General features: G+C 60.7%; 25 protein-coding genes and 3 tRNA genes. 14 read left to right on the forward strand and 14 right to left on the reverse strand.

Going from position 1 to position 26158, the window contains the following annotated elements; translation table 11 throughout:
- Positions 1-39: 39 nt before the first annotated feature.
- From ACUY3D_RS03095 to ACUY3D_RS03125, 7 genes are read right to left on the reverse strand one after another with little or no spacing between them, the layout of a single operon-like run.
- Positions 40-1389, reverse strand: coding sequence for a choice-of-anchor M domain-containing protein (locus ACUY3D_RS03095; protein WP_269948209.1), 1350 nt, complete (start codon positions 1387-1389; stop codon positions 40-42).
- A complete protein-coding gene (locus tag ACUY3D_RS03100) occupies positions 1386-2282 on the reverse strand; it encodes an anchored repeat-type ABC transporter permease subunit (protein ID WP_167595670.1) in 897 nt (298 codons plus the stop codon). Before ACUY3D_RS03100 ends, ACUY3D_RS03095 begins: the two co-directional genes overlap by 4 nt.
- Positions 2279-3007: an anchored repeat-type ABC transporter ATP-binding subunit gene (locus ACUY3D_RS03105; protein WP_070683074.1), complete on the reverse strand. Its 729-nt coding sequence runs from the start codon at positions 3005-3007 to the stop codon at positions 2279-2281. Before ACUY3D_RS03105 ends, ACUY3D_RS03100 begins: the two co-directional genes overlap by 4 nt.
- Positions 3000-3899 (reverse strand): choice-of-anchor M domain-containing protein, encoded by a 900-nt coding sequence (locus ACUY3D_RS03110; protein WP_269948210.1) that lies wholly within the window; start codon positions 3897-3899, stop codon positions 3000-3002. The genes ACUY3D_RS03105 and ACUY3D_RS03110 overlap by 8 nt, the downstream gene beginning before the upstream one ends.
- Positions 3892-5391, reverse strand: a complete 1500-nt coding sequence (locus tag ACUY3D_RS03115) for an anchored repeat ABC transporter, substrate-binding protein (protein WP_269948211.1) — start codon at positions 5389-5391, stop codon at positions 3892-3894. Before ACUY3D_RS03115 ends, ACUY3D_RS03110 begins: the two co-directional genes overlap by 8 nt.
- On the reverse strand, positions 5391-6488 hold the full coding sequence (locus ACUY3D_RS03120; RefSeq protein WP_232748520.1) for a choice-of-anchor M domain-containing protein: 1098 nt from the start codon (positions 6486-6488) through the stop codon (positions 5391-5393). The genes ACUY3D_RS03115 and ACUY3D_RS03120 overlap by 1 nt, the downstream gene beginning before the upstream one ends.
- Positions 6489-6504: 16 nt before the next feature.
- A complete protein-coding gene (locus tag ACUY3D_RS03125) occupies positions 6505-8847 on the reverse strand; it encodes a choice-of-anchor M domain-containing protein (RefSeq protein WP_448240335.1) in 2343 nt (780 codons plus the stop codon).
- Positions 8848-9009: 162 nt separating this feature from the next.
- On the opposite strand from ACUY3D_RS03125, the gene gltX reads away from it, so the two are divergent.
- The 4 genes from gltX (at position 9010) to ACUY3D_RS03145 (ending at position 11503) form a co-directional block, all read left to right on the forward strand.
- A complete protein-coding gene (gene gltX / locus ACUY3D_RS03130; RefSeq protein WP_083299251.1) occupies positions 9010-10509 on the forward strand; it encodes a glutamate--tRNA ligase in 1500 nt (499 codons plus the stop codon).
- A 172-nt stretch (positions 10510-10681) separates the two neighbouring features.
- Positions 10682-10753, forward strand: a tRNA-Gln gene (locus ACUY3D_RS03135).
- A 55-nt stretch (positions 10754-10808) separates the two neighbouring features.
- Positions 10809-10884 (forward strand) — tRNA-Glu (locus ACUY3D_RS03140).
- A 55-nt stretch (positions 10885-10939) separates the two neighbouring features.
- Positions 10940-11503, forward strand: a complete 564-nt coding sequence (locus tag ACUY3D_RS03145) for an RBBP9/YdeN family alpha/beta hydrolase (protein ID WP_101736408.1) — start codon at positions 10940-10942, stop codon at positions 11501-11503.
- Here ACUY3D_RS03145 and ACUY3D_RS03150 read toward each other — a convergent pair.
- On the reverse strand, positions 11498-11827 hold the full coding sequence (locus ACUY3D_RS03150) for a transcriptional regulator (protein WP_101736407.1): 330 nt from the start codon (positions 11825-11827) through the stop codon (positions 11498-11500). The genes ACUY3D_RS03145 and ACUY3D_RS03150 overlap by 6 nt on opposite strands.
- Positions 11820-12224 (reverse strand): hypothetical protein, encoded by a 405-nt coding sequence (locus ACUY3D_RS03155; RefSeq protein ID WP_101736406.1) that lies wholly within the window; start codon positions 12222-12224, stop codon positions 11820-11822. Before ACUY3D_RS03155 ends, ACUY3D_RS03150 begins: the two co-directional genes overlap by 8 nt.
- Before the next feature lie 635 nt (positions 12225-12859).
- Between ACUY3D_RS03155 and ACUY3D_RS03160 the strand changes: the two genes are divergently transcribed.
- A tRNA-Glu gene (locus ACUY3D_RS03160) sits at positions 12860-12932 on the forward strand.
- Positions 12933-12989: 57 nt separating this feature from the next.
- Here ACUY3D_RS03160 and ACUY3D_RS03165 read toward each other — a convergent pair.
- Positions 12990-13706 (reverse strand): hypothetical protein, encoded by a 717-nt coding sequence (locus ACUY3D_RS03165; RefSeq protein ID WP_246819462.1) that lies wholly within the window; start codon positions 13704-13706, stop codon positions 12990-12992.
- A gap of 115 nt (positions 13707-13821) precedes the next feature.
- Positions 13822-13965, reverse strand: coding sequence for a hypothetical protein (locus ACUY3D_RS03170; RefSeq protein WP_186312174.1), 144 nt, complete (start codon positions 13963-13965; stop codon positions 13822-13824).
- Positions 13966-14188: 223 nt separating this feature from the next.
- Here ACUY3D_RS03170 and ACUY3D_RS03175 point away from each other — a divergent pair, with 223 nt between their 5' ends.
- Complete coding sequence (locus tag ACUY3D_RS03175; RefSeq protein ID WP_254868075.1) at positions 14189-14935, forward strand: chymotrypsin family serine protease; 747 nt, start codon at positions 14189-14191, stop codon at positions 14933-14935.
- A 58-nt stretch (positions 14936-14993) separates the two neighbouring features.
- Here the strand turns inward: ACUY3D_RS03175 and ACUY3D_RS03180 are convergent, their stop codons facing one another.
- Positions 14994-15707 carry an IclR family transcriptional regulator gene (locus ACUY3D_RS03180; RefSeq protein ID WP_175972896.1) on the reverse strand — a complete coding sequence of 238 codons (714 nt, stop codon included), beginning with the start codon at positions 15705-15707 and terminating at the stop codon, positions 14994-14996.
- A gap of 48 nt (positions 15708-15755) precedes the next feature.
- Between ACUY3D_RS03180 and leuC the strand changes: the two genes are divergently transcribed.
- The 3 genes from leuC to ACUY3D_RS03195 all read left to right on the forward strand — a co-directional run bounded on the left by leuC (position 15756) and on the right by ACUY3D_RS03195 (position 18813).
- Positions 15756-17198, forward strand: a complete 1443-nt coding sequence (gene leuC, locus ACUY3D_RS03185) for a 3-isopropylmalate dehydratase large subunit (protein WP_448240336.1) — start codon at positions 15756-15758, stop codon at positions 17196-17198.
- Between the two features lie 16 nt (positions 17199-17214).
- Positions 17215-17805 carry a 3-isopropylmalate dehydratase small subunit gene (leuD, locus tag ACUY3D_RS03190; RefSeq protein ID WP_070565355.1) on the forward strand — a complete coding sequence of 197 codons (591 nt, stop codon included), beginning with the start codon at positions 17215-17217 and terminating at the stop codon, positions 17803-17805.
- Positions 17806-17880: 75 nt separating this feature from the next.
- Positions 17881-18813, forward strand: a complete 933-nt coding sequence (locus ACUY3D_RS03195; protein ID WP_448240337.1) for a hypothetical protein — start codon at positions 17881-17883, stop codon at positions 18811-18813.
- A gap of 46 nt (positions 18814-18859) precedes the next feature.
- Here ACUY3D_RS03195 and ACUY3D_RS03200 read toward each other — a convergent pair whose 3' ends face one another.
- Positions 18860-19858: an NUDIX hydrolase gene (locus tag ACUY3D_RS03200; protein ID WP_101736404.1), complete on the reverse strand. Its 999-nt coding sequence runs from the start codon at positions 19856-19858 to the stop codon at positions 18860-18862.
- Between the two features lie 147 nt (positions 19859-20005).
- On the opposite strand from ACUY3D_RS03200, the gene ACUY3D_RS03205 reads away from it, so the two are divergent.
- Positions 20006-21004 (forward strand): NAD(P)H-dependent glycerol-3-phosphate dehydrogenase, encoded by a 999-nt coding sequence (locus ACUY3D_RS03205; RefSeq protein WP_101736403.1) that lies wholly within the window; start codon positions 20006-20008, stop codon positions 21002-21004.
- Between the two features lie 21 nt (positions 21005-21025).
- A complete protein-coding gene (locus tag ACUY3D_RS03210; RefSeq protein WP_448240338.1) occupies positions 21026-22096 on the forward strand; it encodes a D-alanine--D-alanine ligase family protein in 1071 nt (356 codons plus the stop codon).
- A 50-nt stretch (positions 22097-22146) separates the two neighbouring features.
- Here the strand turns inward: ACUY3D_RS03210 and ACUY3D_RS03215 are convergent, their stop codons facing one another.
- On the reverse strand, positions 22147-23061 hold the full coding sequence (locus tag ACUY3D_RS03215) for a DUF3515 domain-containing protein (protein ID WP_448240339.1): 915 nt from the start codon (positions 23059-23061) through the stop codon (positions 22147-22149).
- Between the two features lie 57 nt (positions 23062-23118).
- On the opposite strand from ACUY3D_RS03215, the gene ACUY3D_RS03220 reads away from it, so the two are divergent.
- The 3 genes from ACUY3D_RS03220 to ACUY3D_RS03230 are packed head-to-tail and all read left to right on the forward strand — an operon-like array spanning position 23119 to position 26157.
- Positions 23119-24117 (forward strand): thiamine-phosphate kinase, encoded by a 999-nt coding sequence (locus ACUY3D_RS03220; RefSeq protein ID WP_448240340.1) that lies wholly within the window; start codon positions 23119-23121, stop codon positions 24115-24117.
- 35 nt (positions 24118-24152) lie between these two features.
- Positions 24153-24761, forward strand: coding sequence for a uracil-DNA glycosylase (locus ACUY3D_RS03225; protein ID WP_185964728.1), 609 nt, complete (start codon positions 24153-24155; stop codon positions 24759-24761).
- Between the two features lie 10 nt (positions 24762-24771).
- Positions 24772-26157, forward strand: a complete 1386-nt coding sequence (locus ACUY3D_RS03230) for a DAK2 domain-containing protein (RefSeq protein WP_448240341.1) — start codon at positions 24772-24774, stop codon at positions 26155-26157.
- Position 26158 lies beyond the last annotated feature (1 nt).

Below are 26158 nucleotides of genomic sequence, written 5' to 3' on the forward strand. Positions count from 1 at the left end.
CAGATCCCTTGCTTTTGTGATATGACCGGTATCGAGGTGCTAGTCGCGATTGCGCGGGCGGAAGAACTGCACGGCAACAAACAGCCCGATACCAAGTAGCAGGGCCAGGGAGCCCATGCCTGCGAGGAAGCCTGCCCAGAAGCCGACCATCGGGGCTCCATAGCTCATGGCCTGGATGTTTTCGGCGTCAGCATAGTCTTCGTTGGAGTCGGACGCAGAGTGCTGTTGCTGTGCTTCCTGCTTTGCGCCGCGTTCCCGGTTGGCAGCGGTGTTGCGCGTGGAGCCTTTTTCTCCCGGGGAAGCAGTGCTTTGCGACGCCCCACGGTGTGCCGAATCTCTCTGTCCTTGCGCTGTGTGGGCTACACCGTTCTGTGCCGAGTTCTGGGACTGCGACACTGAGCGCTGGCCATCAGCTGGGCGTTCAGTACTGGGCTCTTTAGACGTTGGTGATGTTCCCGGTTGTGCTTTACTGCGTGCACTCGGACGCGTGGAGTGCCGCGAATCCTGAGCCCGACTTGTTTCGGAGGGCTTTCCACCGTTGAGGAGGGTATCTGCCTCCTTGAGTGTTTTGTCCATAGTCTTATCCAACTGTGCGATGGACTTGGAGGTGTCATTGATGTCCTTGGCCAGTTGCTGCGGCCGGTTCTTCGGGCTGCCCGAGCCAGCATTGTCGCCTTCGCTGGAGTCCCACTCCAATTCGCAGATGTCGGAGGCATCGGCGTCGCCGACCAAGAACGGTACGTCGATGGAGTGCTCGGAGCCATCGTTGAGCGTGAACGTGAAGGTAGCGGCGTATGCTCCCGGTTCGGTGAAGATTATCCCGGTGTGGCTGTGGAAGTGATCGGGGTAGTCCCAAGTGATATCCGGGTTATCTGAATCAAAGAGCACGGTGGGTTCAGCACCCACAGAGTTCTGGAAACCCACCATGCGCCCGCCGTCCGGCGCGGCGTGCAGCGTTAAGGAAAGGGTGGCGTCGGCTGCCGCAGCCTCGTCGAGGTAGCTGGTGTTGAATCCAACCCACGGGATATCCGGGTTCTGGGTTTGGGGAATCTGCCAGCCTTTCGATGGGATGTCGTTGCCTGCGGATTCTTCAAAGGCGGCGTTGCTGCCCACCTCCACGTAAAACTCGCCGGAGGTGTAGTCCTTGCCTGACTCGTCATCGCGGGCCAAGAAGGAGAGGTTTCCGGAATCTCCGACCAATGCTAGGTCTTGGTGTCCACGGGTAAAGGCGTGCAGGGAGTCGGCATCGCAGGAGGCCTCGCTCGCGTGCTCTTCGGCGAGGGCTGGCGGTGCAGCGGCCACCAACGGCGGTGTGCTGAGAGCTAGTGCAGCGACAGCGGTCAGGGTAAGCGGGCGGAAGCTCATACGTGTCATATGAAAAGAGTTCATGCGGACAAGGTCTCCTTCGAGGTGTGTGATTGCGAGGTGGATGCCGCGTCGCGGCGGGAATGCAGTAGAGGGGAGAGTGCCCACGCCACAAGGAAGAAGGCGGTGAGCAGCAGAACGATGGTTGCGCCGGCGGGAAGATCGATGGCCCATGCAAGGTAGATTCCGAAGAAGCTGCCCAGCGAACCGATCACCGCGGAGGCGACCATCATTGACCCCAGCGAGTCACAGAGCAGCCTGGCGGTCGCGGCTGGGGTGATGAGGAGGGCCAGGACGAGGACGTTGCCGATGGTTCCCACGGAGATAACCACCGCGCCCGTGACGCAAAGGTAAAGCACGATGTCTAGAACAAAGACGGGAAGCCCCATGGCACGGGCAGTCTCTTTGTCTAGGCAGGTGGCTGTGAGCTGGGGGCCGAGGAGCAATACTGTGGCCACGATAAGCACCGAGACGGTGAACGCGGTGTAGAGATCAGCGTGGGAGACACCCGTCAGCGAGCCGAAAAGAAAGCTGGTGAGCGAGGCCGTGTAACCCTCCACGCGCGAGATGATCACCATGCCGAGCGCAAAGGAAGCGGCAAAGAAGATGCCGATGACGGAATCTTCGCGCACAGTTCGCCGCTGGGAGAAGCACGCGATGAGCACGGCCACCGCGCAACCCGCCACGGCGCCGCCCAGCAGTACTGACCCGTGAAGTGCGAAGGCGATGGCCAGTCCCGGGAACACTGCGTGGGACACTGCATCGCCGATGAAGGCCATTCCACGCAGCACGACGTAGCACCCCACCACGCCGCACACGATTGCGGCGAGAAGGGAGATCCCTACTGCGCGGGCGAGGAAGTCCAAGTGCGGGTTGGTGAGGTCTTGGAAGAACTCAACTAGCGAGATGTCGATCATGCCGCCACCCCAATCGCGGAGAGCAGGGGCGAGGAGGCTGAGACCCCGAAGGTGGTGCTCCAGGGCTGCGGGGTTAAGCGCAAGGTTTCCGCCGGGCCGTCAGCGATGATGCCCCGGTTGAAGAGCACAAGCCGTGAGCAGGAATGCACGGCCTCTGAGAGGTTGTGCGTGGACATGACAACGCTGGTGCCATCCGTAGTGAGCTTGTCAAAGAGAAGCAAGAGCTCTTCGGTATTGGGGGCGTCGAGTCCGGTGAAAGGTTCGTCGAGAAGCAGCACCTCTGGTTCGCAGGCTAAGGCGCGGGCGATGAGGACGCGCTGGCGTTGCCCGCCGGAAAGTTGGGCTATAGGACGCCGTGCGAATTCTTCCAGGTTGGTCAGCTCGATGGCGCGCCGTGCGGCCTCCTTATCGAGGCGCCCTGGGCGCCGGAACCACCCCACTAGTCCAGTGCGCCCACTCAGCACCGCCTTGGCCACGCTGATGGGGAAGTCCCATTCCACGTCGTGGCGCTGCGGGACATAGCCAAGCGAGGTGGTCACGTCGATGGTCCCGGTAAAGGGCACGAGGCCTAAGACAGCGCGCATGAGCGTGGTTTTGCCAGCGCCGTTCGGGCCGAGGAGGCCGATAAACTCGCCAGGGTTAACAGAAAAGCTTGCCCCGTCGATGACGCGGCGGCCGGACAGCGATACGGACAGATCATTTACCGTAATGAAGGGATTAGCCACGCCGCCCACCCTTCGCGCGCACGACCGCGATGATGGCACCGATGAGCACAAGGACGCCTACGCCCGCGAGCACCAAGATCCACGTCGGCACCGATGCCGACATAGAGCCGGACGTGGCGGAGGACTCGGCATTCGGGTCCCATTCCACGGCCTGTGCTTGCGCAACGTCGGCGTCATCGCCCACAGCGAAGGTCAAGGTGGCTTCGGCAGCAACCTCTTTTCCGGCGCTTTCTCCTGCGCCCTCGCCGCTCATGCGGACCCGGATCTGGTGAATGCCGGGCTCGGTGAACACCCAATTGGCGTGGGTATGAGTGCCCAAGTCCACCCAGAAGCCTTCTGAGTCCCCGGTTGCTGTAGACCACAGCAGCTGAGGTTCTTCGAAGCCGCCGTTTTGCAGGAAGAGGGAGAACTCACCCGGGCCTTGGTGCCCGAGGAACTCCATGGTCACTCCTCGCTCAACATTGTCTGCCAATGAGGGAGCTTGGGTATTCCAGCCCAACCACGGAACGTCAGCCTGCTCCGTTTGCGGTACGACCCACACCTGCGAGCCAGGTTCTGCGCCAACGAAGGAGAATGCCTTGTCCTCCGGCAGAGTCAACAGGGCGTTGTCACCCACCTGAAAGACCACATCCTCGGGCTGGCGCCACACGGGTGTTTCAGCCGAATCATCGCGAGCGAGGAACTCTGCTTTTCCTTCGGAGAGCAGGAGCCCTAGGTCGACGTGCCCGTGATCGATGGTGGCAGCCGTTCCAGGCGCGGCTACCTCTTCGTTAGAGCTGACCACCTGGGCGAGATCGCCGGCGAAGGCAGCTGCCGGTGCGAAAGCCAAGGCCGCGGCGGTAAGTGCTGTCGCAAGCGGCATAGTGACGGTTCGGATGGTGAGTTTAGACATGAGATTCCTTTGTTGTGTTGCTGAGACAGCGGTTGAGTGAGTGCGCGTTGAAGCGCACGAGGTCGAGATACGTCGGAACGGCGTCATCAAGCGTGTCGCCGTAAATCGGGCATACAGCCACCCCGAGGGAATCGGCGGCTTCCCGGATGACATCCGCGCTGGCTTGTTGCGTTGGTTCTACGAATACGGCGGGAAGCTGGAGGTTCTCCAAGGTGCGGCGCAGAGCGATGACATCGCGCGGCGAGGGCTCGATGGCCGGGTTCGGAGTAACGAAGCCCGCAATATCAATGCCGTAGCCTTGCTCCAAGTAGGCATAACCGTGATGCGGCGTAACCAGGTGGCGGTTGCGCTCCGGGATGGAGGAGATGAGCCGTCTTACTTCGGCATCGGTTTCCCGCAACTGCGTGATGTAGTCCTGTGCGCGGGCGCGGTAATCCGCGCCGTGCGAGGGGTCCGCCTGGGCAAGCTGTTCAGCGATGACCTCGGTAAAACTGACAACGTTAGCGGCGTTATGCCACAGGTGCGGGTCCACCTCACCGTGAATGTGCTTTCCTAACACCGCCTGCGGCAGGAGATAGGTTTCATCGCCTGGACGGCCTAAGAAACGGTAGGAGGGATCCGGCGGGATCTCCTGCAGCGCGGAGTTAGGGACGCGCAACACCGTGGTCTTCGGATCAAAACGCTCGCCTTGGTCCTCCAAGTCGAGTTTTCCTGTAGCCATGTCAGCGGTGATATCCACGTGGCCCGCATCGAGCTCGTGCATCCCCTCAGGTGCGCTAACGCCGACGGCCACTGTGAATTCTTGCGGGGAGCCATCGTGAGCGCCAAAACTCATCCTGTAGATACCGGGCCTGCTAAAAGCCCAGGACACGTGCGTGTGGGCGTTGGCTGGCAGCGTCGTGGAATCCTCGCGCGGATCTATCCCATCGGCGGTGTTAAAAAGGACCTCTGGCGTACCGAATGTAGAGACCACGTAGGCGGCGGCATCGCCCGGGCCTTCTGCGTCGATCAGGCGCAGGTCGACGCTTGAGGTCCCCGGGGGCGCGTTGCGCACGCGCAACCCCAGCCACACGGCGTCGAGCGCGATGTTCTCCACCAGCGGGACCAGCTTCGCTCCACGCGTGGAGGCCTGATCCGCCACTTCGGTGACGGGCACATCCGACGACTCCTTCATGGACTTCAGCAGATTCTGTGGCTCGAGAAGAAACCCGTTGGACAGCAGTACGTCTGCGTTTGCGATGTCCCGCACCGAGCGCAGGCTCGGTTCAAAGGTATGGGGATCCTTTCCCGCGGGGATCAGGGTCGTCACCGTGGCGTCATGTCCGGCCACATGCTTGGCGACGTCCCCCAGTATCGGTGTCGTCGCCACCACCTTCACCTTTGCATCGTCTCCGCTGGCAGTGCTCGCGCAGCCACTCAGCGCTGAGGCGCCGAGAGAGATGGCGGAAAGAATCGCGGTGCACGCCATCCGAGTGCGTACTTTCCGAGGCATCAGTCGCGGCCCTTCAGCAGCGCGAGGCGCGCTAGCGCCAGGCCCAGCACAAGCATTCCCAGGCCGAGGATGCCGATGCCCCACGGCAACAGGTTTTGCCCACTGTCGTAGTAGCCGGCCGCAGCCACCGTGTCCACATTCTCCCCGTCCGCAGTTTCGGCGGATCGGTGAGAAGGCTTGCGCTCCTTCCTTTCCCCGCGAGCTGTGCGGTCTTTACGCTCCTTGTTGTGGGCCTGTTGTTTGGTGTTTTTGGCACCGGCAGCGGGGGCCGAACCGCGGGCAGCGCCTCCATGGCTTCCGGCTCCGGTGCTTCCAGCGTGAGAGCGTGAGCCGGAGTTGGAGGAAGCAGGTTGCTCAGGGGAGGCGGCACCTTGCGCTGCCTCGTGGTCATCGTCGGCACCGTCAGTGCCATCATCGACGCTGGATTCCTCGTCCCCGGAATCCTGGGGAGCGGCTTCGCCGTCGCCGACGTCCCAGGTATAGGTGACCTGATTACTCGTGTCGCCGTTGGATTCAGCCTGAACAGTCATGGTGTACGTACCCGGTTCGCTAAACGCCCAATTGACGTGTCGGTGCGCCGGGTAAGCCTGATTGATGACGTCACCGGATACCAAGTCGAGCTCGCCGGCGTTCGTGACCGGTTGAATATCGCCAAAGCCTGCGGTTTCGAAGATGAAGATGTCACCGGGCCCGGTGACCTCAACAAATTCGAAGTTCACGTCCTTATATCCAGCAGATTGGGCCGCTTGCGTATCCCAACCCGGCCACAGGAGTGAGCTGTCCTGGGTCTGGGGGAGGTAGTACGTCGGTGTGCCGATGCCATCGATGCGCTCGGTCGCCTCGCTCCATGCCTCCTCAGCCACCTTGAGGGTGACATCGTTACCGGGCCTGATGACGCCACTACCAGTGACGTCTTCCTTCATCGACAACGTCAGCTGACCACCCGGCGCGGAGACATAGAAGGCATCCACGTGCCCAGAATCTATAAGCTCGTCTTCGGCGCGGGCAGTCGCTGGAAGGCCAAGGACGGACACGAGAAGTGCCACGGCGATGGCGCACACGGCGGCATTGAATGTTTTCAGCGGTGCGGAATGCAATCGAAGTGTGTCCTTTCTAGCGGTGAAGCAGACCGTTGAAGCGGGCCTCAATCTGGGCTCTGTGGTCGTTGTAGAAATTGAAGAGGCGTTGGAAAATGAGGGCCACGACGGCCGGAAGCACTAATCCCCACAGGCTGTCGAGCTTGGGCTTAGAGGACGTCATCCCCTTATCTCCACTGGGTTTCGTGTTTCCTGGCTTCTTACCGCCGGGTGTGTTGGTGCCTTCGCCTTCGCTTCCTTCCTTGGAGCTTGCGCAGTCCTTGATTGCGGCGTCGCCAGCCGCGACGGTGAGCACCTGGGGTTCGGAAGAAATCTCTTTGCCATCGGCGGTGGTGGCCGTATAGCTGACTTCGAGCTTGTAGATTCCCGGCTTGGTAAACACCCAATTGCTGTGGGTATGCGAGGCAAAAGTGGTCTCGATGGACAAGTCTCCTGCGGCTGAGTTGATCAGCGGGGTAAAACCTTTGCCTAATCCTTCAGTGGTGAAGAGCCCAATTTCTGCGCCTTCAGGCTTCTCGACGGGCTTGATATTGAGCATGACCTTGCCGTCTTTGTAGTCCTTGTAGTTGAGAGCTTGGGTGTTATATCCCGGCCAGATGATGCTCTGCTCTTGAGTCTGGGGGAGGAGGAAGAATTTCTCCTTGCCCAGGTAGTCGAATTCCTTGCCGTTGAGCGCGGCGGGGCGGGAGCGCAGTGCGTTGTCGTGTACTGCGAGGGCGACGTCGTCAAGCGGGCGCTCAACGGTCTTCTTATCCACGATGGCCGTTTCATCCTTGAGGCGGGTGAGAAACTTATCGCCGTCACGGGATACCGCAATATCGACGTGTCCGTGGTCGAGCACTGCCTTGTCGGCGCAGACACCGGTGTTGTCGCCGGGTTCGGGCTGAGGAGTGTTATCTGGGGCTGGCGCAGGAGCCTGAGCCCCAGCGCCGAGTTTGCCCACGCGCTCGTACGTTTCTCCGAAAGCGAAATTGTCGGTCAGCGTGATGCTGCCGGAGTCTTGCGTGATGCTTGGGTGCGGAAGAATATCGAGGCGCACGGTATTGCCGTTGAAGTTTGCATCGGCACCGACGACAAATTCCGCGCGGCCGCGGGTGATAGTGCCGTCGAAATCGATGTCCGGAAGCGAGCTTCCCTTACTAAAGAAGCCACCGTGCACGTAGCCTTCTAGGTTTTTATCGGCTGCCTCCAGGATGATGCGGGTGGCGTCTTCGCCCTCCGGAACGGCGCGCGCGGACAGTCCCGTGTCAGATAGCGAAACCTCTTCTCCGGAGAAGAGTTGACGGGGGTTGGTCGTCTCCTCCCAGGACTCCGCGGACGTCTTCGAGGAGGTAGAAAGCTCAGCGTTTTCAGAATAGGCGAGCTCCTCGCTCACCCAGCGCGGGCTGCCGTCCTCCGGGGTGTACACAGCTTGGATTGTTGAGGCCTCGGGCCCTAAGAATTCATCGAAGTGTGCCTTGCCATCTTTCACGGCTAGATCGGTGAGGAAGTAGCCGTCGATAAGCAGCGTGAGCGTGCCGTTACTGCCCCCAGTGAAGTCGATGGAGGAAAGCCGCTCATCTCCATCTTTGTCACGGGACTTGGCAGGGGCGATGCGCAAGCGATAGTCCTTCTGGCTAGCATCCCCTGCGGATGCCTGTTCGAAGCGCTCCTTGAGGGAGGGAGTCTTGTGGTCTGACGGGCGCTGCCCTCCGACCTGAATGGACGTGGTTGTCGGCTTGGAGGAAATGAACTCACCGTCTTTGTTTCGCGCGGTGGTTTGGTAGGTGAGCTGGTAGCGCCCGGGTTTGGAAAAGACAGTGAAGTTGTGGGTATGCGTGCCACTAGTCAGCCACGCGGAGTGAGGTGCGCCCTCCGACGTGCCAAAGAATCGTTGAAGCCCGCCAGGGCCGGGGTAGTAGCCAAACATCTCTACTTCGCCCGGCCCATCGACGCTTAACAGGTCGAGGGAGGCGATGTTATCGCGGAAGCTGTCGACAGGCAGCTCAGTGTCCGCGCCAAAGCCCATCCATACCGGGTCCAGGCTGCCCTGCACGCTGGCAGGGGCCATGTAATAGGTTTCGCCCGGCTTCCCCAGGAAGGAGAGCGCAGGGTCTTCAGGCACGGTGAACTGGTATTGGTTCGTGCCGTTTTGGTCCCAGCCTTTGCCTACCCACGTGACGGTGTCGGCGAGGTCGTGGTCAGACTCGGCTGAATGGCTCTTGAGGTTAAGAGAATCGTCTTCCCAGAATGCTTTGGGGGAATCGATGTGCGTTTGGGTGGCGACGTGTTTGCCGTCGTCAGGGCCGGCTACGGCGGTAGCGGGGGAGAAGAGAAGTGTGGCGCAGGTAAGCAGCGCCACGGAGCGAGTTCGAGCCACAGTGTGGAACCTTTCTTCAGTTCTGTCGAGAGAATTTCACTATAGGGAATGGAAATCAATTCCGTTTAGTCTGGATCGAAAACCCAGTTCACGCTTAGTGGAAACCGGGTTCAATTACCCCCAAGTGGGGCGGGCGGTGCCGTAACTCAGCGCTGAACTACGATGGTTGACATGACTGAAACAACTTCCGACGTCCGCGTACGTTTTTGCCCGTCGCCCACAGGAACGCCCCACGTGGGCATGGTCCGCACGGCGCTGTTCAACTGGGCCTATGCCCGCCACACCGGCGGCAAGCTCATCTTCCGCATCGAGGACACCGATGCCGCTCGTGACTCCGAGGAGTCCTTCCAGGCCATCATTGATTCGCTGAACTGGCTCGGCTTGGGCTGGGATGAAGGCGTCAATGTGGGTGGTCCGGACGAGCCGTACCGTCAGTCGCAGCGCATGGATATTTATGCCGATGTCCTGCAGAAGCTCAAGGATGGCGGCTATGTCTACCCGGCTTATTCCACCAATGAAGAAGTGCAGGCGCGCCACAAGGCGGCCGGACGCGACCCGCAGCTTGGCTACGACAACTTTGACCGCGACCTCACCCAGGAGCAGATCGATGCCTTCGAGGCGGAAGGCCGCAAGCCGGTGTGGCGCCTTCGCATGCCGGACAAGGACTGGACGTGGAATGACCTGGTGCGTGGAGAGCTGACTTTTAAGTCGGAGACCCAGCCGGATTATGTGGTGGCCCGCTCCAATGGCGCACCGCTCTACACGTTGGTTAACCCCGTCGATGACGCACTCATGGGGGTTACCCACGTGTTGCGCGGCGAAGATCTGCTGTCTTCCACTCCGCGCCAGCTCGCCCTCTACGAGGCGCTCATTGAGTTGGGCATTGCCAAGCAGACCCCGGAGTTCGGCCACCTGCCGTTCGTGATGGGTGAGGGCAACAAGAAGCTGTCCAAGCGCGATCCGCAGTCCAACCTGTTCAACCACCGCGATGCGGGTATCATCCCGGAGGGAATGCTCAACTACCTGTCCCTGCTGGGCTGGTCCCTTTCCGCGGACAAGGACATCTTCTCCGTCGATGAGCTCATTGCCAACTTCGATGTGCACGACGTCCTGGGCAACCCCGCCCGTTTCGACCAGAAGAAGTTGGAAGCCATCAACGCCGACCACATTCGTTTGCTTGAGCCGGCTGACTTTGCCCAGCGCCTGCGGGATTACCTCACCGAGTACACCGACTTCCCTGCGGATTACCCGGAAGACAAGTTCGCCTTCGCCGCCGACCTGGTGCAGACCCGCATTAAGACGCTGTCTGACGCTTACGGGCTTATGTCCTTCCTGACCACGCCGGACGCTGAGCTGGAGCTCGATGCCAAGGCGGCGAAGAAGAACCTCAAGGAGGAGGCTGTTCAGCCTCTCGAGGTCGCCATTGCCAAGTTGGAGGAGCTTGGGGAGTGGAAGACCGAAGAGATTGAAAAGGTTCTCTCTGGCGCACTTATCGACGACCTCGGTCTCAAGCCCCGCAAGGCCTACGGCGCCCTGCGTGTCGCGGTCTCGGGACAGCAGGTTTCCCCGCCGCTGTTCGAGTCCATGGAGCTGCTGGGCAAGGAGTCCACGCTGGCTCGCCTTAAGGCAGCTCTGGCCGTGACTCCGTGGAGCGCTGAGTAGTCTCAAGCGCTAGTCTCACAGGCCTGTAATTTCGGGGCATTAAGAATCGTTCTTAATGTCCCGAAAATGCTATCTGGCCTGGCGATTTGTGTGTATCGGTGGTGCTGGATATAGTAATAAACCGTTGCAGCGAGCGGCGAGGGGTTAACCCCAAGCAGGCTCAACGCGATAGTGGCCTATGGTGTAATTGGCAACACAACGGTTTCTGGTACCGTCATTCTAGGTTCGAGTCCTGGTAGGCCAGCAGTGATAACTGCGTAAAGTGCTGCGGCACTTTGCGTCAGTGGTCACAGTTCTATGCCCCGTTCGTCTAGCGGCCTAGGACGCCGGCCTCTCACGCCGGTAACACGGGTTCAAATCCCGTACGGGGTACCACTTAAAGAGTGGCAAGCGCGATGAGCTTGCCACTCTTTTTTTATAATTGGCGACCATGCACTTCTACATTATTCATGGATACCAAGCCAGCCCTGACAGTCACTGGTTCCCGTGGCTAGAGCGCCTGTTGACCGCCGATGGCCACACCGTTCACACCATCGCGCTGCCGGAACCGAACGCTCCGAAGCTCGATGAGTGGGTAGAGTCGATACGCAACGATATTGAGCGTCCAAACGCTAATACCTGCATCATCACGCATAGCCTGGGCGGCACCGCGTTGCTGCACTATCTCACTGCATTGGAGGGTGAGTGGGAGCTTCCTGGGCTCTTCATTGTCTCTGGGTTTGTGGAGAAGCTTCGTGTGATCCCAGAGCTTGACGAGTTTATTGGCCAGGCTCGCGTCGACGTGCCGGCTGTCAAGCACCACATCGCTCACACAGAGGTCTTCGTGTCTACTGACGATGTCCTGGTGGACCCTTCCCTCACGCAGCAGCTTGCCGACGCCCTCTCGGCCACGCCCATCACCATCCACGACGCGGGACACTTTCTTGAAGACGACGGCTATACCGAGCTTCCACAGCTGGGGGATCGCATCACGCAGTGGCTGCGCAGCCTATAGGCCCTCAGTCATCGCTTTGAGCGCCTCCACGTGCTGCGCGTAAGCCTGTGCACCCGCCTCGGTGAGCGTGACCCACACGGCGTCCTTGGCGCGCGTAGAGCCGTACTCCCGCGTGCGGCTTACGTAGCCGTGGTCTCCGAGGTGCTTTAGTTGCTTGGAGAGCGTATCGGCGGGGAGTTCCGTAAGCTCGGCGAGTTGACCGTACTTCATCTGCCGTCCTTCGGTGGCGCCGGCGGAGAAGAGCGTGGCGCAGATCTTGAGCCGATTGATGGGGTGGATGACTGGGTCTAGCTCAGGGGGCTGGTGAGATGCTTTCCTAGACATTGGTGCCCTTTATGGCGGCGTTGCTGTTCTCGTAAAGCATCCAGGCTGTCGCGCCAGTAACTATGACTCCGCAAGCGATCATCCACGGCCACGTGTCGGGGGTCGGTGTAGTTGACATGATCATGGCGACGGGGAGGACTACTCGTGACCATGTCGCGCGATCGTTCCTCGGCCCCTTGTTGGGGTTGGGGCGAACAAAAGGGTTCGCGATTTTGTCCTTGAGGAGGAAACCGAGAATGAACGTCGGTATCAGGATTGCGAGTGTGTACCACCAGGACACCTTGGATAGCGCAAGACTGCTACCGATACCGAGCGCTACAAGTGCCACCGCCCACCAGCTTTGTGTCCAGGCGGTCCGCTGTTGGGCGTCTTGAATGATCTTGAGTTCATCGTTCATGGCCTGACTCCTTTGTTTGCATCTGATGCAAGTGTATCACTTGCATTAAGTGCAAGTAAGGGGGTGAGGGCTGTTGTAATCAAGGAGTGGTGTGGTTGTGCCCCTTACCGGAGGGTTAAAAGTCCAAGTGCAAGCGGACTTGGGAAAGTTACCAGGGGGTATACCAGTGGCCAATTGGTCTAATCTCTTCCGCTATGCCTTTGGCGGTCATACACTGCAGGTATAAGGCATTCCCGACAGAAAGGAGAGCGGATGGCGGAAGCTGATAATCATCACTATCGCCGACGCGACTCTAGCAGATAATACGAGGCGGCATCGCCATAATCCACAACTTCTTAAAGCCAACATTCGAGCGAAGTAGGAGCCTTGCACCACATGCTGTTAGCGCACGTGTCCTCCCGAACCTCTAGCGATGACTAACGAGTGCTCCGGCCCCAGCTGCCAACGGCACGCCAGCGGAATAACCACTGATTCGATCCGCGCCCGGGCCCTGAGAGTCAATGATTTCATCGCAGTCGAAAGTGGCAACGAGGTTCGGGATTTTCTTTGTGTAAAAGGCCATGCTAGCTGCCGATTTGTGCATTCTTTCGCCGATCCTATAGTGTTTAGCAAGTCCGCAACGGACAGCTAAACGAGCCCCGTTCGTCTAGCGGCCTAGGACGCCGGCCTCTCACGCCGGTAACACGGGTTCAAATCCCGTACGGGGTACAAAAATAAAAGGCGGCGAGCATCATGCTCGCCGCCTTTTGGGTTTGGGGCTTAAGACTAGACAATGAGGACCTCAGCGTTATTGCCGCCGGTGCAGCGAATGACCTCGTGCTCATCGGTTTGGCATGCCAGTGAATAGTTCTGTTGGGTAATGGGGCTGTTGACGGTGACCTGTCCGGGGATGAAGGACCGGAGGTCGTCTTTAGAGCCTGGCGCCAAGGTCATCAAGCGGCCTGCTGTGGAACGGGCGAAATCGCAACTGGTGTTCGCACCGGCCATGACGAAAGCGATGTTATAGCCGTCGCCCATCTGGCACACAGTGGCGGGCGTGCCGTAAACGCTGACTGATGCGCCGTTGGCGTCGCCCTCGGGGAGTTGTTCAGAAAGGCTGTTATACGTGGCCGTTTGTGCCGTTTGAGAGGTTTGGCGTTGGCCTGCGGCTGGTTGGGCGGCTTGGGCTCCTTGTGCACTCTGGGCCTGTGTGTCAGGTTGTTGAGCCTGGTCCGCAGGCTGATCGCTAGCGTTGTCCGGCAAGGTTGGTTCAGGGCCGTCGGGGGCTGCCTCGTCGGCAGCGTTCGGAACGTGAAGCTCAGCGTCATCGTTAAGCGGCTGAAATGCCGGGTAAGTGTTTTCAAACGTTGGCTCACCCGATGCCGTTTCCGTCCTCGACGGCGCTGCCATTTCGGATGACGTGGAGCATCCGACTGTTAGAACACCGGCGGTGATTATGGCTGCAAAAGCTGCGATGGGACGGTGGGCGCGCGTGGAAGTCATAAAGCCCACCCTAACGAGATGTGTGGCGATGCGCTGGGGAAAACGGGGAAAGCTGCCCAATCACAGTGACGTGCACTCAGATTGGGCAGCTCAATAAACAGAATCGGGGTAGCTCTTAGTGGCAATCCCAGTGGCCGTCATGTGCCGCGTGGCGGTGACCATCATGCAGGTAGTCCACGTGGTCGCCATGGGGAATAGCGACGTGCCCGCAGCCCTCGCCGTGGACGTGGGTGTGCTCGTCGTGGATGGTGTGGGTCATGGCTCCTCCTGGAGGTCGGGGATTTTCACTACATTTTCAGTAGCTATCAATGTTAGTAAAGCGTGTTTTCAATCCACTTTCAATAGTGGGGGTGGGTGGGGGTATCGCCGGAGCTGAACGCGGGGCGTGAAGGGAGAATTGGCGTAGCCCAGGCTAGAGTGAGGTGATGATGAAAAGGTCTCCGCAACTTCGCTTTTCCCGTGTCTTACCAGGCTTTGCATTCATGGCTGGCGCATGCTCGCTGGCCTTTGCTCTCGCCGCCCCCGCGACCGCTGCTGAGGGGGTGCCGGTTCGGCAAGGGCAAAAGATCGCGGCTTCTGATGGCGCGTTGTGCACTGTCGGTTACGTCGAGGCTAATCGGGCGTGGACCTCGGCGCACTGTGGCTTAAATGGCGAACAAGTGTATAACGAAGCAGGCCAGCACCTAGGAACGTTGCGTTGGTTCACGCCCTCGGGGGCTGCGGGGCATGACTTGGCCTATATTCAATTCGCCGGCGGAACCTATTCGGCAGGCAACCCGCTCACCGGGGATGGCATGGCACCGGTGCCTGGTGAAGGCTCAACGGTGTGCTTCTACGGACAGGCCGCGTCGCGTCAGTGTGGCACCGCGGTGAAGGGGCCGGGTGTCTTTCCGGGCATGAACTATGCGGCCGATGTGTCGCTGGCGCCTGGGGACAGCGGTGGAGCAGTGTCCGTCCCAGGGCAGCCGGGCGTTGTGGGCATTTATCAGGGGATCACCCAGGCTAATCGGGGTGGCCGGACAGTTACTTTCTCAAACTATGCGCGCATGCCTCATGCGGATGAACTAGCGCGCCTGCCGCACCAGGGTTGGGTACCGCGCCGCCCCAACCGGGAGCCAGGTAATCCAGTTCGGGTGGCCCAAGAAAAAGGTGAGGCATTGTCCTCGACGAGTAGCGCGGGACCTGAAGGGCTGCGCGGCCTTGCGATGTATTTCGGTCTCAGTATTTAGGAACGCAGCCCCGAGGCTTTAGGCTCCAATGCATTGCAGTGCGCTAAGTGCCCAGTTCTTAGCGGTGGCCGTCGCGTGGCGTGCCATTGGAGAGAGCGGCACTTAGGCGGTTGGATGCGCTAACCAGGACATCTGCAAACTTGTCCGCCGGGGAAGGACGGAAGCGTTCGGCGGAACCGGAGACGGAAAGGACGGCGATGAAGTTTCCGGCGCCGTCGAAGACTGGGGCGGAAACGGAGGCGAGGTCTGACTCGCGCTCTTCGATGGATTCGGAGTAGCCGTTGATGCGCGCGAGCTCGACGTCGTGCTCGCTAAAGATGGCATCAGGAACATGGACATCAGCAAAGGCGGCGAAGACGCGGGCGGCGGAACCGGAGGTGAGCGGAAGCTGGCGGCCTACGGGCACCACGTTGTGGAGCCCGATTTCCGGCTCACGCGTGGCGATGCACGTGCGCGTGGTGCCGGAGAGTTCGTAAAGCTGGACGGACTCACCGGTGGCGTCGAGAAGCTCCTCCATAATGGGGCCTGCGGTTTCGATTATGCGATCACGGTTGCCGGGTAGGGCCGGCCCAGCGCCCCACTTTCCATCGGGGGTGCGGGTGAGGATTCGGTGCGCCTCGAGCGCTGTGGCGAGGCGGTGTGCCGTTGCCCGAGGCAGTCCGGTGGTCTCACAAAGCTCATTGAGCGTAGAAGGTTGGTTGGTCGCGGCCATCATGATGGCTACTGCGCGATCCAATACCTTAATTCCTGATACTGCGCTATACTCTCCCATATAATGAAATCTACGTCCCATTAATTGAGATTTCAAGTGGAGAGGCACATGACTGAGAAACTGACACTCGCAGAGAAGGTATGGCGCGACCATGTCGTGCGTAAAGGGGAGAACGGCGAGCCCGATCTTCTCTATATTGACTTCCAACTCTTGCATGAAGTTACCAGCCCGCAGGCTTTCGATGGTCTTCGCCTGGCCGGTCGTAGGATGCGCCACCCAGAGCTGCACCTGGCCACTGAGGACCATAACGTTCCGACCGTGGGTATTAAGTCCGGCAACCTTTTAGAAATCAAGGATGAGGTCTCCCGCACGCAGGTGTCCACGCTGCGCAAGAACTGTGAAGAGTTCGGCGTGCGCCTGCATTCGATGGGTGATGCGCAACAGGGCATCGTTCACACAGTGGGTCCTCAGCTGGGCATTACCCAGCCCGGCATGACCATCGTGTGCGGTGACTCGCACACGTCGACGCACGGCGCCTTCGGTTCTATTGCCATGGGCATCGGTACCTCTGAGGTGGAGCACGTCATGGCCACCCAGACACTTTCGCTTAAGCCTTTTAAGACAATGGCCATCGAGGTCAGCGGTGAGCTGGCGGAGGGCGTTTCCGCCAAGGATTTGATTTTGGCGATCATTGCCAAGATTGGCACCGGCGGCGGCCAAGGCCACATCATCGAGTACCGCGGTGAGGCCATTCGCAAGATGTCGATGGAAGCCCGCATGACCATCTGCAATATGTCCATCGAGGCCGGTGCCCGCGCCGGCATGGTGGCTCCGGATGAGACCACTTTTGAGTACGTCAAGGGCCGTGAGTTCGCACCCCAAGGAGAAGATTGGGACGCGGCCGTCGAGTACTGGAAGACGCTGCCGACTGACGACGGCGCCGAATTCGACACCGTCGTGGAGATCGACGGCTCCGCGCTGACGCCTTTCGTGACTTGGGGTACTAACCCGGGACAGGGCTTGCCATTGAGCGCTGCGGTGCCCGACCCGGAGGAGTGCGGCGACGACGGCGAAAAAGCCGCCGTCGAGAAGGCCTTGGCCTACATGGACCTGAAACCCGGCACGCCGCTGCGCGATATCCAGATCGACACGGTCTTCCTTGGATCGTGCACGAACGCGCGCATCGAGGATCTGCGCGCGGCCGCCGAAGTGGTCAAGGGGCGCAGCATCGCGGCTGATACCCGCATGATGGTGGTTCCGTCTTCGGCCGTGGTCAAGGCCCAAGCTGAGGAGGAAGGGCTGGACAAGATCTTCACCGATTTCGGCGCTGAATGGCGCACCGCTGGCTGCTCAATGTGCCTGGGCATGAACCCGGACCAGTTGAAGCCGGGGGAGAGGTCGGCGTCGACAAGCAACCGCAACTTTGAGGGCCGTCAGGGTCCTGGCGGCCGCACCCACCTGGTGTCCCCGGCCGTCGCCGCGGCAACTGCCGTTCTGGGCCGCCTGGCCGCACCAGCAGACATCGACGATTCCGCCGTCGCCGGCGCTTAAGGAAAGGAAAAAGACAATGGAGAAGTTTATTACTCACACGGGCGTCGGCGTTCCGCTGCGTGTCTCCAATGTGGACACCGACCAGATTATTCCCGCGCGTTACCTGAAATCCGTGAAGCGCACCGGCTTTGCCGACGGCCTGTTCTCCAATTGGCGCAGCGATAAGAACTTCGTGCTCAACCAGGAACCGTTTAAAGAGGGCTCCGTGCTCTTCGCGGGCCCGGACTTTGGTACCGGTTCTTCCCGTGAGCATGCGGTGTGGGCGCTTGCGGAATTCGGCTTCAAGGCGGTGTTCTCCTCGCGCTTCGCAGATATCTTCCGCGGCAACTCCGGTAAAGCAGGCTTGCTGACGGGACTCATGGAACAAGAAGACATTGAGCTCATCTGGAAGCAGCTAGAAGCCGGGGAGACCGAAACCACCGTCGACTTGGAGGCGCGCACGGTTACCGTGGGCGGCAATAGCTATACCTTCGATATCGATGACTACACCCGTTGGCGCCTTATGGAGGGGCTCGACGACATCGGCCTGACCTTGCGTAACGAGGACGATATCGATGCCTTTGAATCCAAGCGCCCGGGATTCAAACCGCGCGTCGTTGCGTCTTAGCGGAGGCGGCACCGGTGGGGTAGTATTCCCCGCCTCCTGTGGCGCAGTGCACATAGCGTCGTTAACATCCTCAGCATGACTAATCCTTTTGACGGCTTTAGCGGAGAGAACGGCAATCAATTCGGCGGCACCACCGGGTACGGTGGCTACGACTATCACCAGCCCGGTGGCTACGACTATCAACAATCCGGGAGTTACGGCTACCAGCAACCCAACGGCTACGGCTACCAGCAGACGGGAAGCTACGGGTACCAGCAGACGGGAAGCTACGGGGACCACCAGCCCGGCGCCGCGCCTGGCAACCCACCCGGCGGGGCAGGAGCGCCGCCCATTGACGCCATGGATATTCTGGGCCAGTCATTCAAGGGTTACTTAAAGCAACCGGTGCCAGGGATGCTAGCCATGCTGGTGCATCTCATTATCACGTTTGCTCTTCTTCTTGTGCCGGGAACCGTTGTAGGCGGTGTATTCGCAGTAATGGAAGGAAATGGCACGGACATCGAGCCTTTAGCGACTACCGTGGGGATCCCTCTCATGGTTGTCATGGGGCTAGCCGCCTTCGCTTATCTTTTCTGGCTGATGGCGAACCTCTTTAATGGCTCCCGGAAGATCGCTGATGGGGAGAAGGTCACCTTCCGCGACTACTTTAGGTTTGCCCAGCTGAATGGTTGCGCCGGCGTCTATGCTTGCTTCTTTATTTTGGCAATGCTCGGAACAATTGCGGGCGGCTTCCCCGGACTGATTCTCTTTGCGCTTCTGTGGCCAGCGCCTGTAATCAAGGCTGATGCCCCGGATAAGCCTCTCATGGAGTGCTTCCGGGAGGCTTTGAACTTGGTCATTGAGAACCTGGGTCAATCCCTGCTCTTTATTCTGGTCTGTTCCCTCATCACGAGCTTTGTCATTTTTATCCCCATCGTTGGCTTCCTTGCCGCCTACCCGATCTGGGCTTTGGGGATGGTCCTGTTCACCCGTGCTATGCAGCGCCGCCCTGCTGTGCGGTGGGAATAGAGCAGCAGGGCGGCGAAAGGTACCTAGTGAAGTGGCGATGTAGTGCTTATCGCACGGGCAGCGGGCTAGCGAGGTAGTCTGCGCCGGTAAGCTCACCGTCGTTGAAGGAGAGCACCCACACCGAAGCTTTCTTGAACTTGAGCTCGTCGATGGGAGTCGTGATGAACTTCGGCGCGTAGGATTCGATAATTCCCGGAATGGTTAGTCCCTGGCTCACGATGACGGGGACTCCGCCGCCGTCAACAACGCGCTGGAAGGCCGCGCGGGCGGCTTCAGGCGATTCGGTGAAAACATCATCGCCGAATGCTTTGTTCACAGCGATGTCCATGCCGAGCTCATCCGCCAACGGTGCGGCGGTGTGCTGGCAGCGCTGCGGTGGGGCGCTGTAAATGGCGGTCGGGTGAAAAGGCGTGAGCATCGGCACGAGCATCTCTGCTTGGCGGCGGCCTTTCTTATCCAGCGGGCGCAGGTCATCATCGCCCTCCCAGGAGCGGCGCTGGTGAGCGCGTGCATGGCGCACATACAGCACACGCGTCGTCGGAGCCAGGCGGAGGCGCTTCTTGGCCTTCGCCAGCACCTGCGTATCAACGTCGTAGGAGAGCAGCGTGCAGGCCTCGTCGATTGTCATCCAACGCAGCTCATCGGTCTCCGAATTCGTGGTGTATTCGCCGTCGAGTACACGTGCCAGCCAGTAGTAGACAACCTTCGTGCGTCCTTGAACGGGATAAGCCACCTTGCCAATGAGCTTGCCCAGGCGCACGGTGTAGCCGGTTTCCTCGAAGATCTCGCGCGCGGCGGTGAAAGGAAGGGATTCGCCTGGATCGACCTTGCCCTTAGGTAGCGACCAATCGTCGTAGTGCGGGCGGTGGATGATTGCAACCTCCGGATCGTGTGGATCCCCACGCCAGAGAACCGCACCAGCGGCAAGCGTCGTGCGCTTGAACTCATCCGCCGGATCGACAGGGATCTCCTGGTGGCGACCAGAGATGAAGACCTCCGATCGGATATCTTTGTCCGTCTCATGCATGTTCTTTGCCTTGGGCATGCTGCTCCTTTGTGCCTGTAGCTTGTGACCTTCTCCATCTTCCTCCACTCGCCGCCACGATGCAGCTTTACGCGCCGAACGTATTTCAATGCCGGGCGTGCTTTAATGGGAAAAGTCGATGCAGTGGAATTGATCGTGAGGTGACACATGGCAAACGTGGCAGTAATGGGCGCGGGTTCGTGGGGAACCACGCTAGCGAAAGTCTTTGCTGACGCCGGCAATGACGTCCGCTTGTGGGCGCGCCGCGAGGAACTGGCAAACACCATCAACACGCGCCACGAAAACCCGGACTATCTCCCGGAGCTCTTACTGCCTGAGTCGATCCGGGCAACCACCGAACCCGCCGCTGCTCTGAAAACTGCAGACATCGTCATCTTCGGCGTTCCTTCCCAAACCCTTCGCGGAAACCTGGAGAAATGGGCGCCGCTCTTGCCGGAGGACGCTACCTTGGTCTCAATCTCGAAGGGCGTGGAGAAAGCTACGCTTAACTTGATGAGCGAGGTCATCGCGGACGCCGCCGGCGTATCCGCTGACCGCATTGCCGTGCTCTCAGGGCCCAACTTGGCCAAGGAGGTGGCTCAGGAGCAGCCGGCCGCTACGGTTATTGCCTGCAGCGATGCTGCCCGCGCGGAGGCCGTCCAGCACGCAGCTGCCGCTCCATATTTCCGCCCCTATACCAACACCGATGTTATCGGCGCAGAAATTGGTGGTGCCTGCAAGAACGTTATTGCTCTTGCGTGTGGTATGGCCGCTGGCAAGGGGTTGGGCAATAACACGATGGCGACCATTATCACGCGCGGGCTTGCTGAGATTACCCGCCTTGGTGTGAAACTGGGCGCGGATCCATTTACCTTCTCTGGTCTAGCTGGAATGGGTGACCTTGTGGCGACGTGCAGCTCGACGCTCTCGCGCAACCGTACCTTTGGCTACCGCCTTGGCCAGGGCGGGACTCTGGAGGAAGCTACCGCGGCCACTAACGGGCAGGTCGCGGAAGGCGTTATCTCTTCCGATTCCATTTTTAGGTTGGCGCAGCGCGCGGGCGTGGAGATGCCCATTACCCAGGCGGTCTATGGAGTGTGTCACCGTGGCGTGACTGTCGACGACATGATCGTCGCTCTGATGGGTCGTACCAAGAAAGCTGAGTAAAGCCGAGTAAAGTTGCTCGGTATGACTGAAGCGAAACCTGTGCGCGTAGCCGTTGTGTACGGCGGCCGCAGCTCCGAGCACTCGGTGTCATGCATTTCCGCCGGCGCGATCATGGAGCACCTAGATCCAGAAAAGTATGAGGTCGTGCCGATCGGTATCACGCGGGAAGGCACCTGGACCCAGGGCAACCGCGCGGGCCTCGCCATCGTCGATGGGCGCCTGCCTGAGGTGGAACTCCACGATGAGTTGGCGCTATCCCTCAACCCCGCAACACGCGGGCGCATCCACAATGTCACCCGCCACGAGCACTACACAGAGGTGGATGTCATCGTTCCGGTTCTCCATGGACCCTATGGGGAAGATGGCACGGTACAGGGCCTTTTTGAGCTTTCCGGGATCCCCTACGTCGGCGCGGGCGTACTGGCCTCTGCGGTGGGCATGGACAAGGAGTTCACCAAGAAGCTCCTGGTGGCCGAAGGTCTTCCCGTCGCACCCCAAGAAGTGCTTAGTGGTGGAGATACGCTGAATGATGCTCAGAAAGAGCGCCTTGGTTTGCCTGTCTTCGTGAAGCCGGCGCGGGGCGGTTCCTCCATCGGTGTCTCCAAGGTTTCCGCGTGGGAAGAGTTTGACGCGGCGCTGGCCCTGGCCTACGAGTCCGATGACAAGGTCCTAGTCGAGCCTGAGATCCGCGGAGACGAGGTTGAGGTGGGCGTTCTCGAGCACCCGGATGGAAGCCTGCAAGCCTCTGTTCCGGCCAAGCTTTTGGGGACCACCGAGTCGGAGGAAGGCTTTTATGACTTCGATGCCAAGTACATCGATGAGGGAGTGTCGGCGGCGATTCCTGCGCCGCTGAGCGCGGAGCTCATCGACGAGCTGCGTCAGCGCGCCATCGAGGCTTTCCGGGCGCTGGGCGCAACGGGGCTGTCGCGCGTGGATTTCTTCGTTAGCGAAGACTCTTATTGCATCAACGAGATCAATACCTTCCCTGGATTCACGCCGATTTCGATGTACCCGCAGGTCTTCGCCGCCGTGGGAGTGGGTTACGCCGAGCTGCTCGATACTCTCATCCAGACCGCTCTCGCGCGTTCCTAGTCCCTGAGCCGTGCGCGAAGGGAAGGTGGTGAAGAAAGAGGCCGCGACACCTACTGAGCGGGGGTGGCTTCAACGAGGGCGTCGCTAAGCCGCACCAACGCTGAGTTCGCCGACTCTTGCGGGGCAGACAGCGCGAGGTCCTCCGCGCGGCCGAGCGCGAACCACGTGCCGGCCGTGGTGCCTTCCGCCAGCGTGGTGTCCTCGAACCAAGGGACGTCATTAACCTGCTGGAGCTGAACGCCCGCGCGGTAGTTCTCCGGAGCGGCGACACCGCAGCGCACGACTATTTCCTCATGGCCCGGCGCGCTGTAGATCCAGGTGTTCTTATCGCCAGCATCCGTGCGGCGCGTATAGCCCTCCGCGAGTGAGTCTGGCAGAGCCTTGTCCAGCTTCGGGCACATGGAATCCGGACCTGCCTTGAGTGTGGACAGCGGTGCCGGATTGGGGTCTTGAGGCTTTTTATCTAGTTTGTTGAGGGCTTCTGTTAGCCCTTGCGGGGCGTCGGACTGTGCGTCGCCTGTAGACGTAGTCACGGCAACCGCAGGAGTGCGCTGGGTGCTGTACCACGTCGTGAGGTTCGAGCCGGGGGTGGCGTCAATGACCTGCAGCCAGGATTCGCCGTCGGCCTCGATGGTCTGGGAATAATCCGTAAACTGATGCGGCAGGTCAACGCCACAGCGCAGGGTTATTTTGTCCTCCGCACTCTTCGTCCAGGCTGCGGCACCCGCCGGGGCTGGGTCGACGAGTTCGACCCGTGAGTATCCCATGAGCTTTTCCGGCAGAGCGTCGACGACAGCGGCGCATTCGGGGGAGTCCGCTGCTTCAGACGGAGTGGGAGGCAGCGCCACCGGCTGTTGCGCGGCGCTGGTGATGACGTACTTTGCCCCAAAAATCACCGCGAAGACCATCGCGATGGCAATCCCGAGTGAGATGTATATAGCGGTGCGGTTAAATTGGGTATCCATAGGGGCTTATCCTATCGCTGATAACCCAAGAAGAACGAACGTTGAAGGCGTGCCAGAATGGTGCGCCATCTGCGCAAGGAAAAGGAGTCCGTGACGGTGGGTTTATCCCATACCCTCGACCAAGCCGGCGAACGGCACGTTATCCATGAAATCGTCACCGCAGCGCCGAGTGCGCTCAACGGCGATGATGCCGCGGTGCTTTATCCGGCGGCGCCTAATTCACGCACTGTGGCCTCGACGGACATGATGGTGGAAGGCCGGCACTTCCGGCGGGACTGGTCCACCGCCGCGGAAGTCGGCCACAAGGCCATCGTGCGCAACTTTGCCGATATTGAGGCAATGGGGGCTCGGCCCACTGCAGCGCTTTTGGCGATCGCCGCCCCGGGCGATACCCCGGTGGATTTCGTGCGTGGAATAGCGCAAGGCATTGCTGAGCGCTGCGCGGTGTACAACGCCGAGCTGGTCGGGGGTGATCTGACTCGCAGTGACAGCCTAGTCATCAACGTCACAGCGATGGGCTCTTTGGGCGGAAGCGGTGCGCCGTTAACTCTGGATGGCGCACGAGCGGGACAGAAGCTAGTGGCGCACGGCAAGATTGGGTATTCCGGGGCGGGCTTGGCCCTCTTACAACGTTACGGCCGCGCACTGCCCCCGGAGCTGGACGAGCTCTGGCCGCTGATCGACGCCCACTGCGCGCCCACCCTCGCACCCGGACGCGGCGTCATCGCTCGGGCAACCGGCTCGACGGCGATGACGGATAATTCCGATGGCCTCGTGCGCGATGTAGGACATCTGGCTGGGCGTTCCGGGGTGCGCATCGACCTCGACCGCGACGCGATTGCTCCCGATCCGCTGCTGGCGGCTGCCGGCGCGGTGCTCGATATTGATCCTTGGGAATGGGTCTTGGCTGGCGGCGAGGACCATACGCTGTTGGCCACCACATTTAAGGCTGCCCCCTCCGGGTTCCGGGAAATTGGCCGGGTGATGCGCGGCACCGGAGTAACCATCAATGGAGAGGAACCTCGCTATAGCGAGGGCTGGGAGGGATTTGCGTGAGCCGCATCGATACTTCTCACATCCACTATTCGTGGATGCCGCACATCAGGCAGGCCTTGGAGGACAACCTCCCACGCATCGAGCGCGAGATTGGGGCAGAGTTCTTGCCGCCGGCCGAGGACGTCTTCGCCGCCCTGTCGATGCCCCTCGAGGACGTGCGGGTACTCATCGTGGGCCAGGATCCCTATCCCACACCGGGGCATGCCATGGGCTTGTCCTTTTCCACGCGGCCGGGTGTTCCGGCCCCGCGTTCGCTGAAGAATATCTACGCCGAGCTTGGCGACGACCTCGGCATCCCCGGCCGCGCCGATGGTGACCTGCGGGCCTGGTTTGACCAGGGCGTGCTACTGCTCAACCGGGTACTCACCGTGGCCCCGGGCCAGGCGGGTTCGCACCGCCGGCTCGGGTGGGAGGCGATTACCGAGGCAGCCATTAGGGCGCTGGCGGGGCGCGATATCGTGGCCATCCTGTGGGGCCGCGACGCCCAGTCCTGCCAGGCCTACCTACCGGGTACGGACTGCATTACTTCCCCGCATCCCTCGCCGCTGTCAGCGCGGCGTGGCTTCTTCGGCTCGCGCCCTTTCTCCCGCGCAAACGCGGCCTTAGAGGCCCGTGGCGTCCCCGCGGTGGACTGGCGCTTGTAAACTAGCCACCATGTCATATCCCGCCGAGTTGGACGCTCGTGGTCTGCATGAGTGGGCCGCACGAACCGTGGAGGAGCTGCAGCGCCGCCGCGCTGAAATCAATGCCCTCAACGTTTTCCCGGTGCCCGATTCGGACACGGGATCCAACATGGCGCACACCATGGAGTCCGCCTTGGCGGAGGCCGATAAGGGTGAGGCGGACGTCGCTGAAGCATTGGCCATCGGTTCGGTGCGCGGTGCCCGCGGCAACTCGGGGATGGTGCTCTCGCAGGTGCTGCGTGGCGTTGCCGATGCCACAACGGACTCGCGCGTGGATGGTGCGGTCCTCGCTGATGCTTTGACGCTGGCTGTCACGTTGGTCGATCGCGCGCTTGCCGCCCCAGTAGAAGGCACCATCATCACCGTTTTGCGCGCTGCAGCGGCCGCTGCCAGTGAGGCCGCCGGGCAGCCCGGTGCCCAGCTACACGGCATCCTGGTTGCAGCGTTAGACGCCGCACGGCAGGCCCTGGCGCAGACTCCGTCGCAACTGCCCGCGCTGCGCGAGGCAGGTGTCGTGGATGCCGGCGGTACCGGCTTCGTGATTCTGCTGGAGTGCCTCCTTGCACAGGTCACCGGTGAAGAACCCGCCAACCAGCCGTTGAGCGTTTCGGTGCCAGAGAAACCTGAGGAGCTTGCAGAGATCGAAGTCGTCTTCTTCTTCGAGGGAAACCTCGCTGAGGTTGAACAAACATTGGCCTCGCTGGGCAATAGCCTCGTCATCGCGCGGGCGACGGACACCTCTGGCAGCGTTCACATCCATAGTCCGGAGGCCGGCACGGTGATCGAAAAGGCCTACGGCCTGGGAAAGGTCAGCAACCTGCGGCTCGAGGCGCTGCCGCCCGCAGAGGCGGGGGCGTGCGCCACGGAGCACAGCGAGGGCGAGAGCCCGCAGCGGCGTATTTTTGCCGCGGTGCCCGAAGGGGCCGCGCGGGAGCTATTTGAGAAGGCTGGGGCGCGAGCAATTGGGCCCGGCGAGGATCTAGAGAACGCTGTGGTAGGCGATCTTTTCCTGCCCAACGGGTGCGGAGGGGATCCAGGCAGGGCGACAGTCATACCAACTGGCTCCATCGTGGCCGGGCTCGCTGCGCTATCGGTGTATTCGCCCAACCCCTCTCGTTCGGCCGAAGTAGTGGCCGCTATGTCCGATGCCGCGCGTTCCATGCGGGTGGCTCATCCGGAAACAGAAAGCCTCGACGGCATCATCGCGGCATGCCGCACCCAGTTGGCCTATGGGGGCGAACAAGTCACGGTGTTGACCGGCTGTGACATCAATGCCGAAGAGTTGACGCAGATTCTTGGTGTCGACGTCGTTGTGCTTCGAGTTCCCGGATTGCGCACGGAGATCGGGGTGGAGTAGA

It is taken from the genome of Corynebacterium guaraldiae, assembly GCF_053480195.1.

Bases quoted from the DNA above. Each gene is read 5' to 3' on its own strand.
- ACUY3D_RS03230 (WP_448240341.1), top strand. From the start codon at position 24,772: ATGTCATATCCCGCCGAGTTGGACGCTCGTGGTCTGCATGAGTGGGCC.
- ACUY3D_RS03220 (WP_448240340.1), top strand. From the start codon at position 23,119: ATGGTGCGCCATCTGCGCAAGGAAAAGGAGTCCGTGACGGTGGGTTTA.
- leuC (WP_448240336.1), top strand. From the start codon at position 15,756: ATGACTGAGAAACTGACACTCGCAGAGAAGGTATGGCGCGACCATGTC.
- ACUY3D_RS03145 (WP_101736408.1), top strand. From the start codon at position 10,940: ATGCACTTCTACATTATTCATGGATACCAAGCCAGCCCTGACAGTCAC.
- ACUY3D_RS03150 (WP_101736407.1), bottom strand. From the start codon at position 11,827: ATGTCTAGGAAAGCATCTCACCAGCCCCCTGAGCTAGACCCAGTCATC.
- ACUY3D_RS03195 (WP_448240337.1), top strand. From the start codon at position 17,881: ATGACTAATCCTTTTGACGGCTTTAGCGGAGAGAACGGCAATCAATTC.
- ACUY3D_RS03110 (WP_269948210.1), bottom strand. From the start codon at position 3,899: ATGTCTAAACTCACCATCCGAACCGTCACTATGCCGCTTGCGACAGCA.
- ACUY3D_RS03225 (WP_185964728.1), top strand. From the start codon at position 24,153: ATGCCGCACATCAGGCAGGCCTTGGAGGACAACCTCCCACGCATCGAG.
- gltX (WP_083299251.1), top strand. From the start codon at position 9,010: ATGGTTGACATGACTGAAACAACTTCCGACGTCCGCGTACGTTTTTGC.
- ACUY3D_RS03155 (WP_101736406.1), bottom strand. From the start codon at position 12,224: ATGAACGATGAACTCAAGATCATTCAAGACGCCCAACAGCGGACCGCC.
- ACUY3D_RS03095 (WP_269948209.1), bottom strand. From the start codon at position 1,389: ATGAACTCTTTTCATATGACACGTATGAGCTTCCGCCCGCTTACCCTG.
- ACUY3D_RS03215 (WP_448240339.1), bottom strand. From the start codon at position 23,061: ATGGATACCCAATTTAACCGCACCGCTATATACATCTCACTCGGGATT.
- ACUY3D_RS03205 (WP_101736403.1), top strand. From the start codon at position 20,006: ATGGCAAACGTGGCAGTAATGGGCGCGGGTTCGTGGGGAACCACGCTA.
- ACUY3D_RS03200 (WP_101736404.1), bottom strand. From the start codon at position 19,858: ATGCCCAAGGCAAAGAACATGCATGAGACGGACAAAGATATCCGATCG.
- ACUY3D_RS03175 (WP_254868075.1), top strand. From the start codon at position 14,189: ATGGCTGGCGCATGCTCGCTGGCCTTTGCTCTCGCCGCCCCCGCGACC.
- ACUY3D_RS03170 (WP_186312174.1), bottom strand. From the start codon at position 13,965: ATGACCCACACCATCCACGACGAGCACACCCACGTCCACGGCGAGGGC.
- ACUY3D_RS03180 (WP_175972896.1), bottom strand. From the start codon at position 15,707: ATGGGAGAGTATAGCGCAGTATCAGGAATTAAGGTATTGGATCGCGCA.
- ACUY3D_RS03100 (WP_167595670.1), bottom strand. From the start codon at position 2,282: ATGATCGACATCTCGCTAGTTGAGTTCTTCCAAGACCTCACCAACCCG.
- leuD (WP_070565355.1), top strand. From the start codon at position 17,215: ATGGAGAAGTTTATTACTCACACGGGCGTCGGCGTTCCGCTGCGTGTC.
- ACUY3D_RS03165 (WP_246819462.1), bottom strand. From the start codon at position 13,706: ATGACTTCCACGCGCGCCCACCGTCCCATCGCAGCTTTTGCAGCCATA.
- ACUY3D_RS03115 (WP_269948211.1), bottom strand. From the start codon at position 5,391: ATGCCTCGGAAAGTACGCACTCGGATGGCGTGCACCGCGATTCTTTCC.
- ACUY3D_RS03210 (WP_448240338.1), top strand. From the start codon at position 21,026: ATGACTGAAGCGAAACCTGTGCGCGTAGCCGTTGTGTACGGCGGCCGC.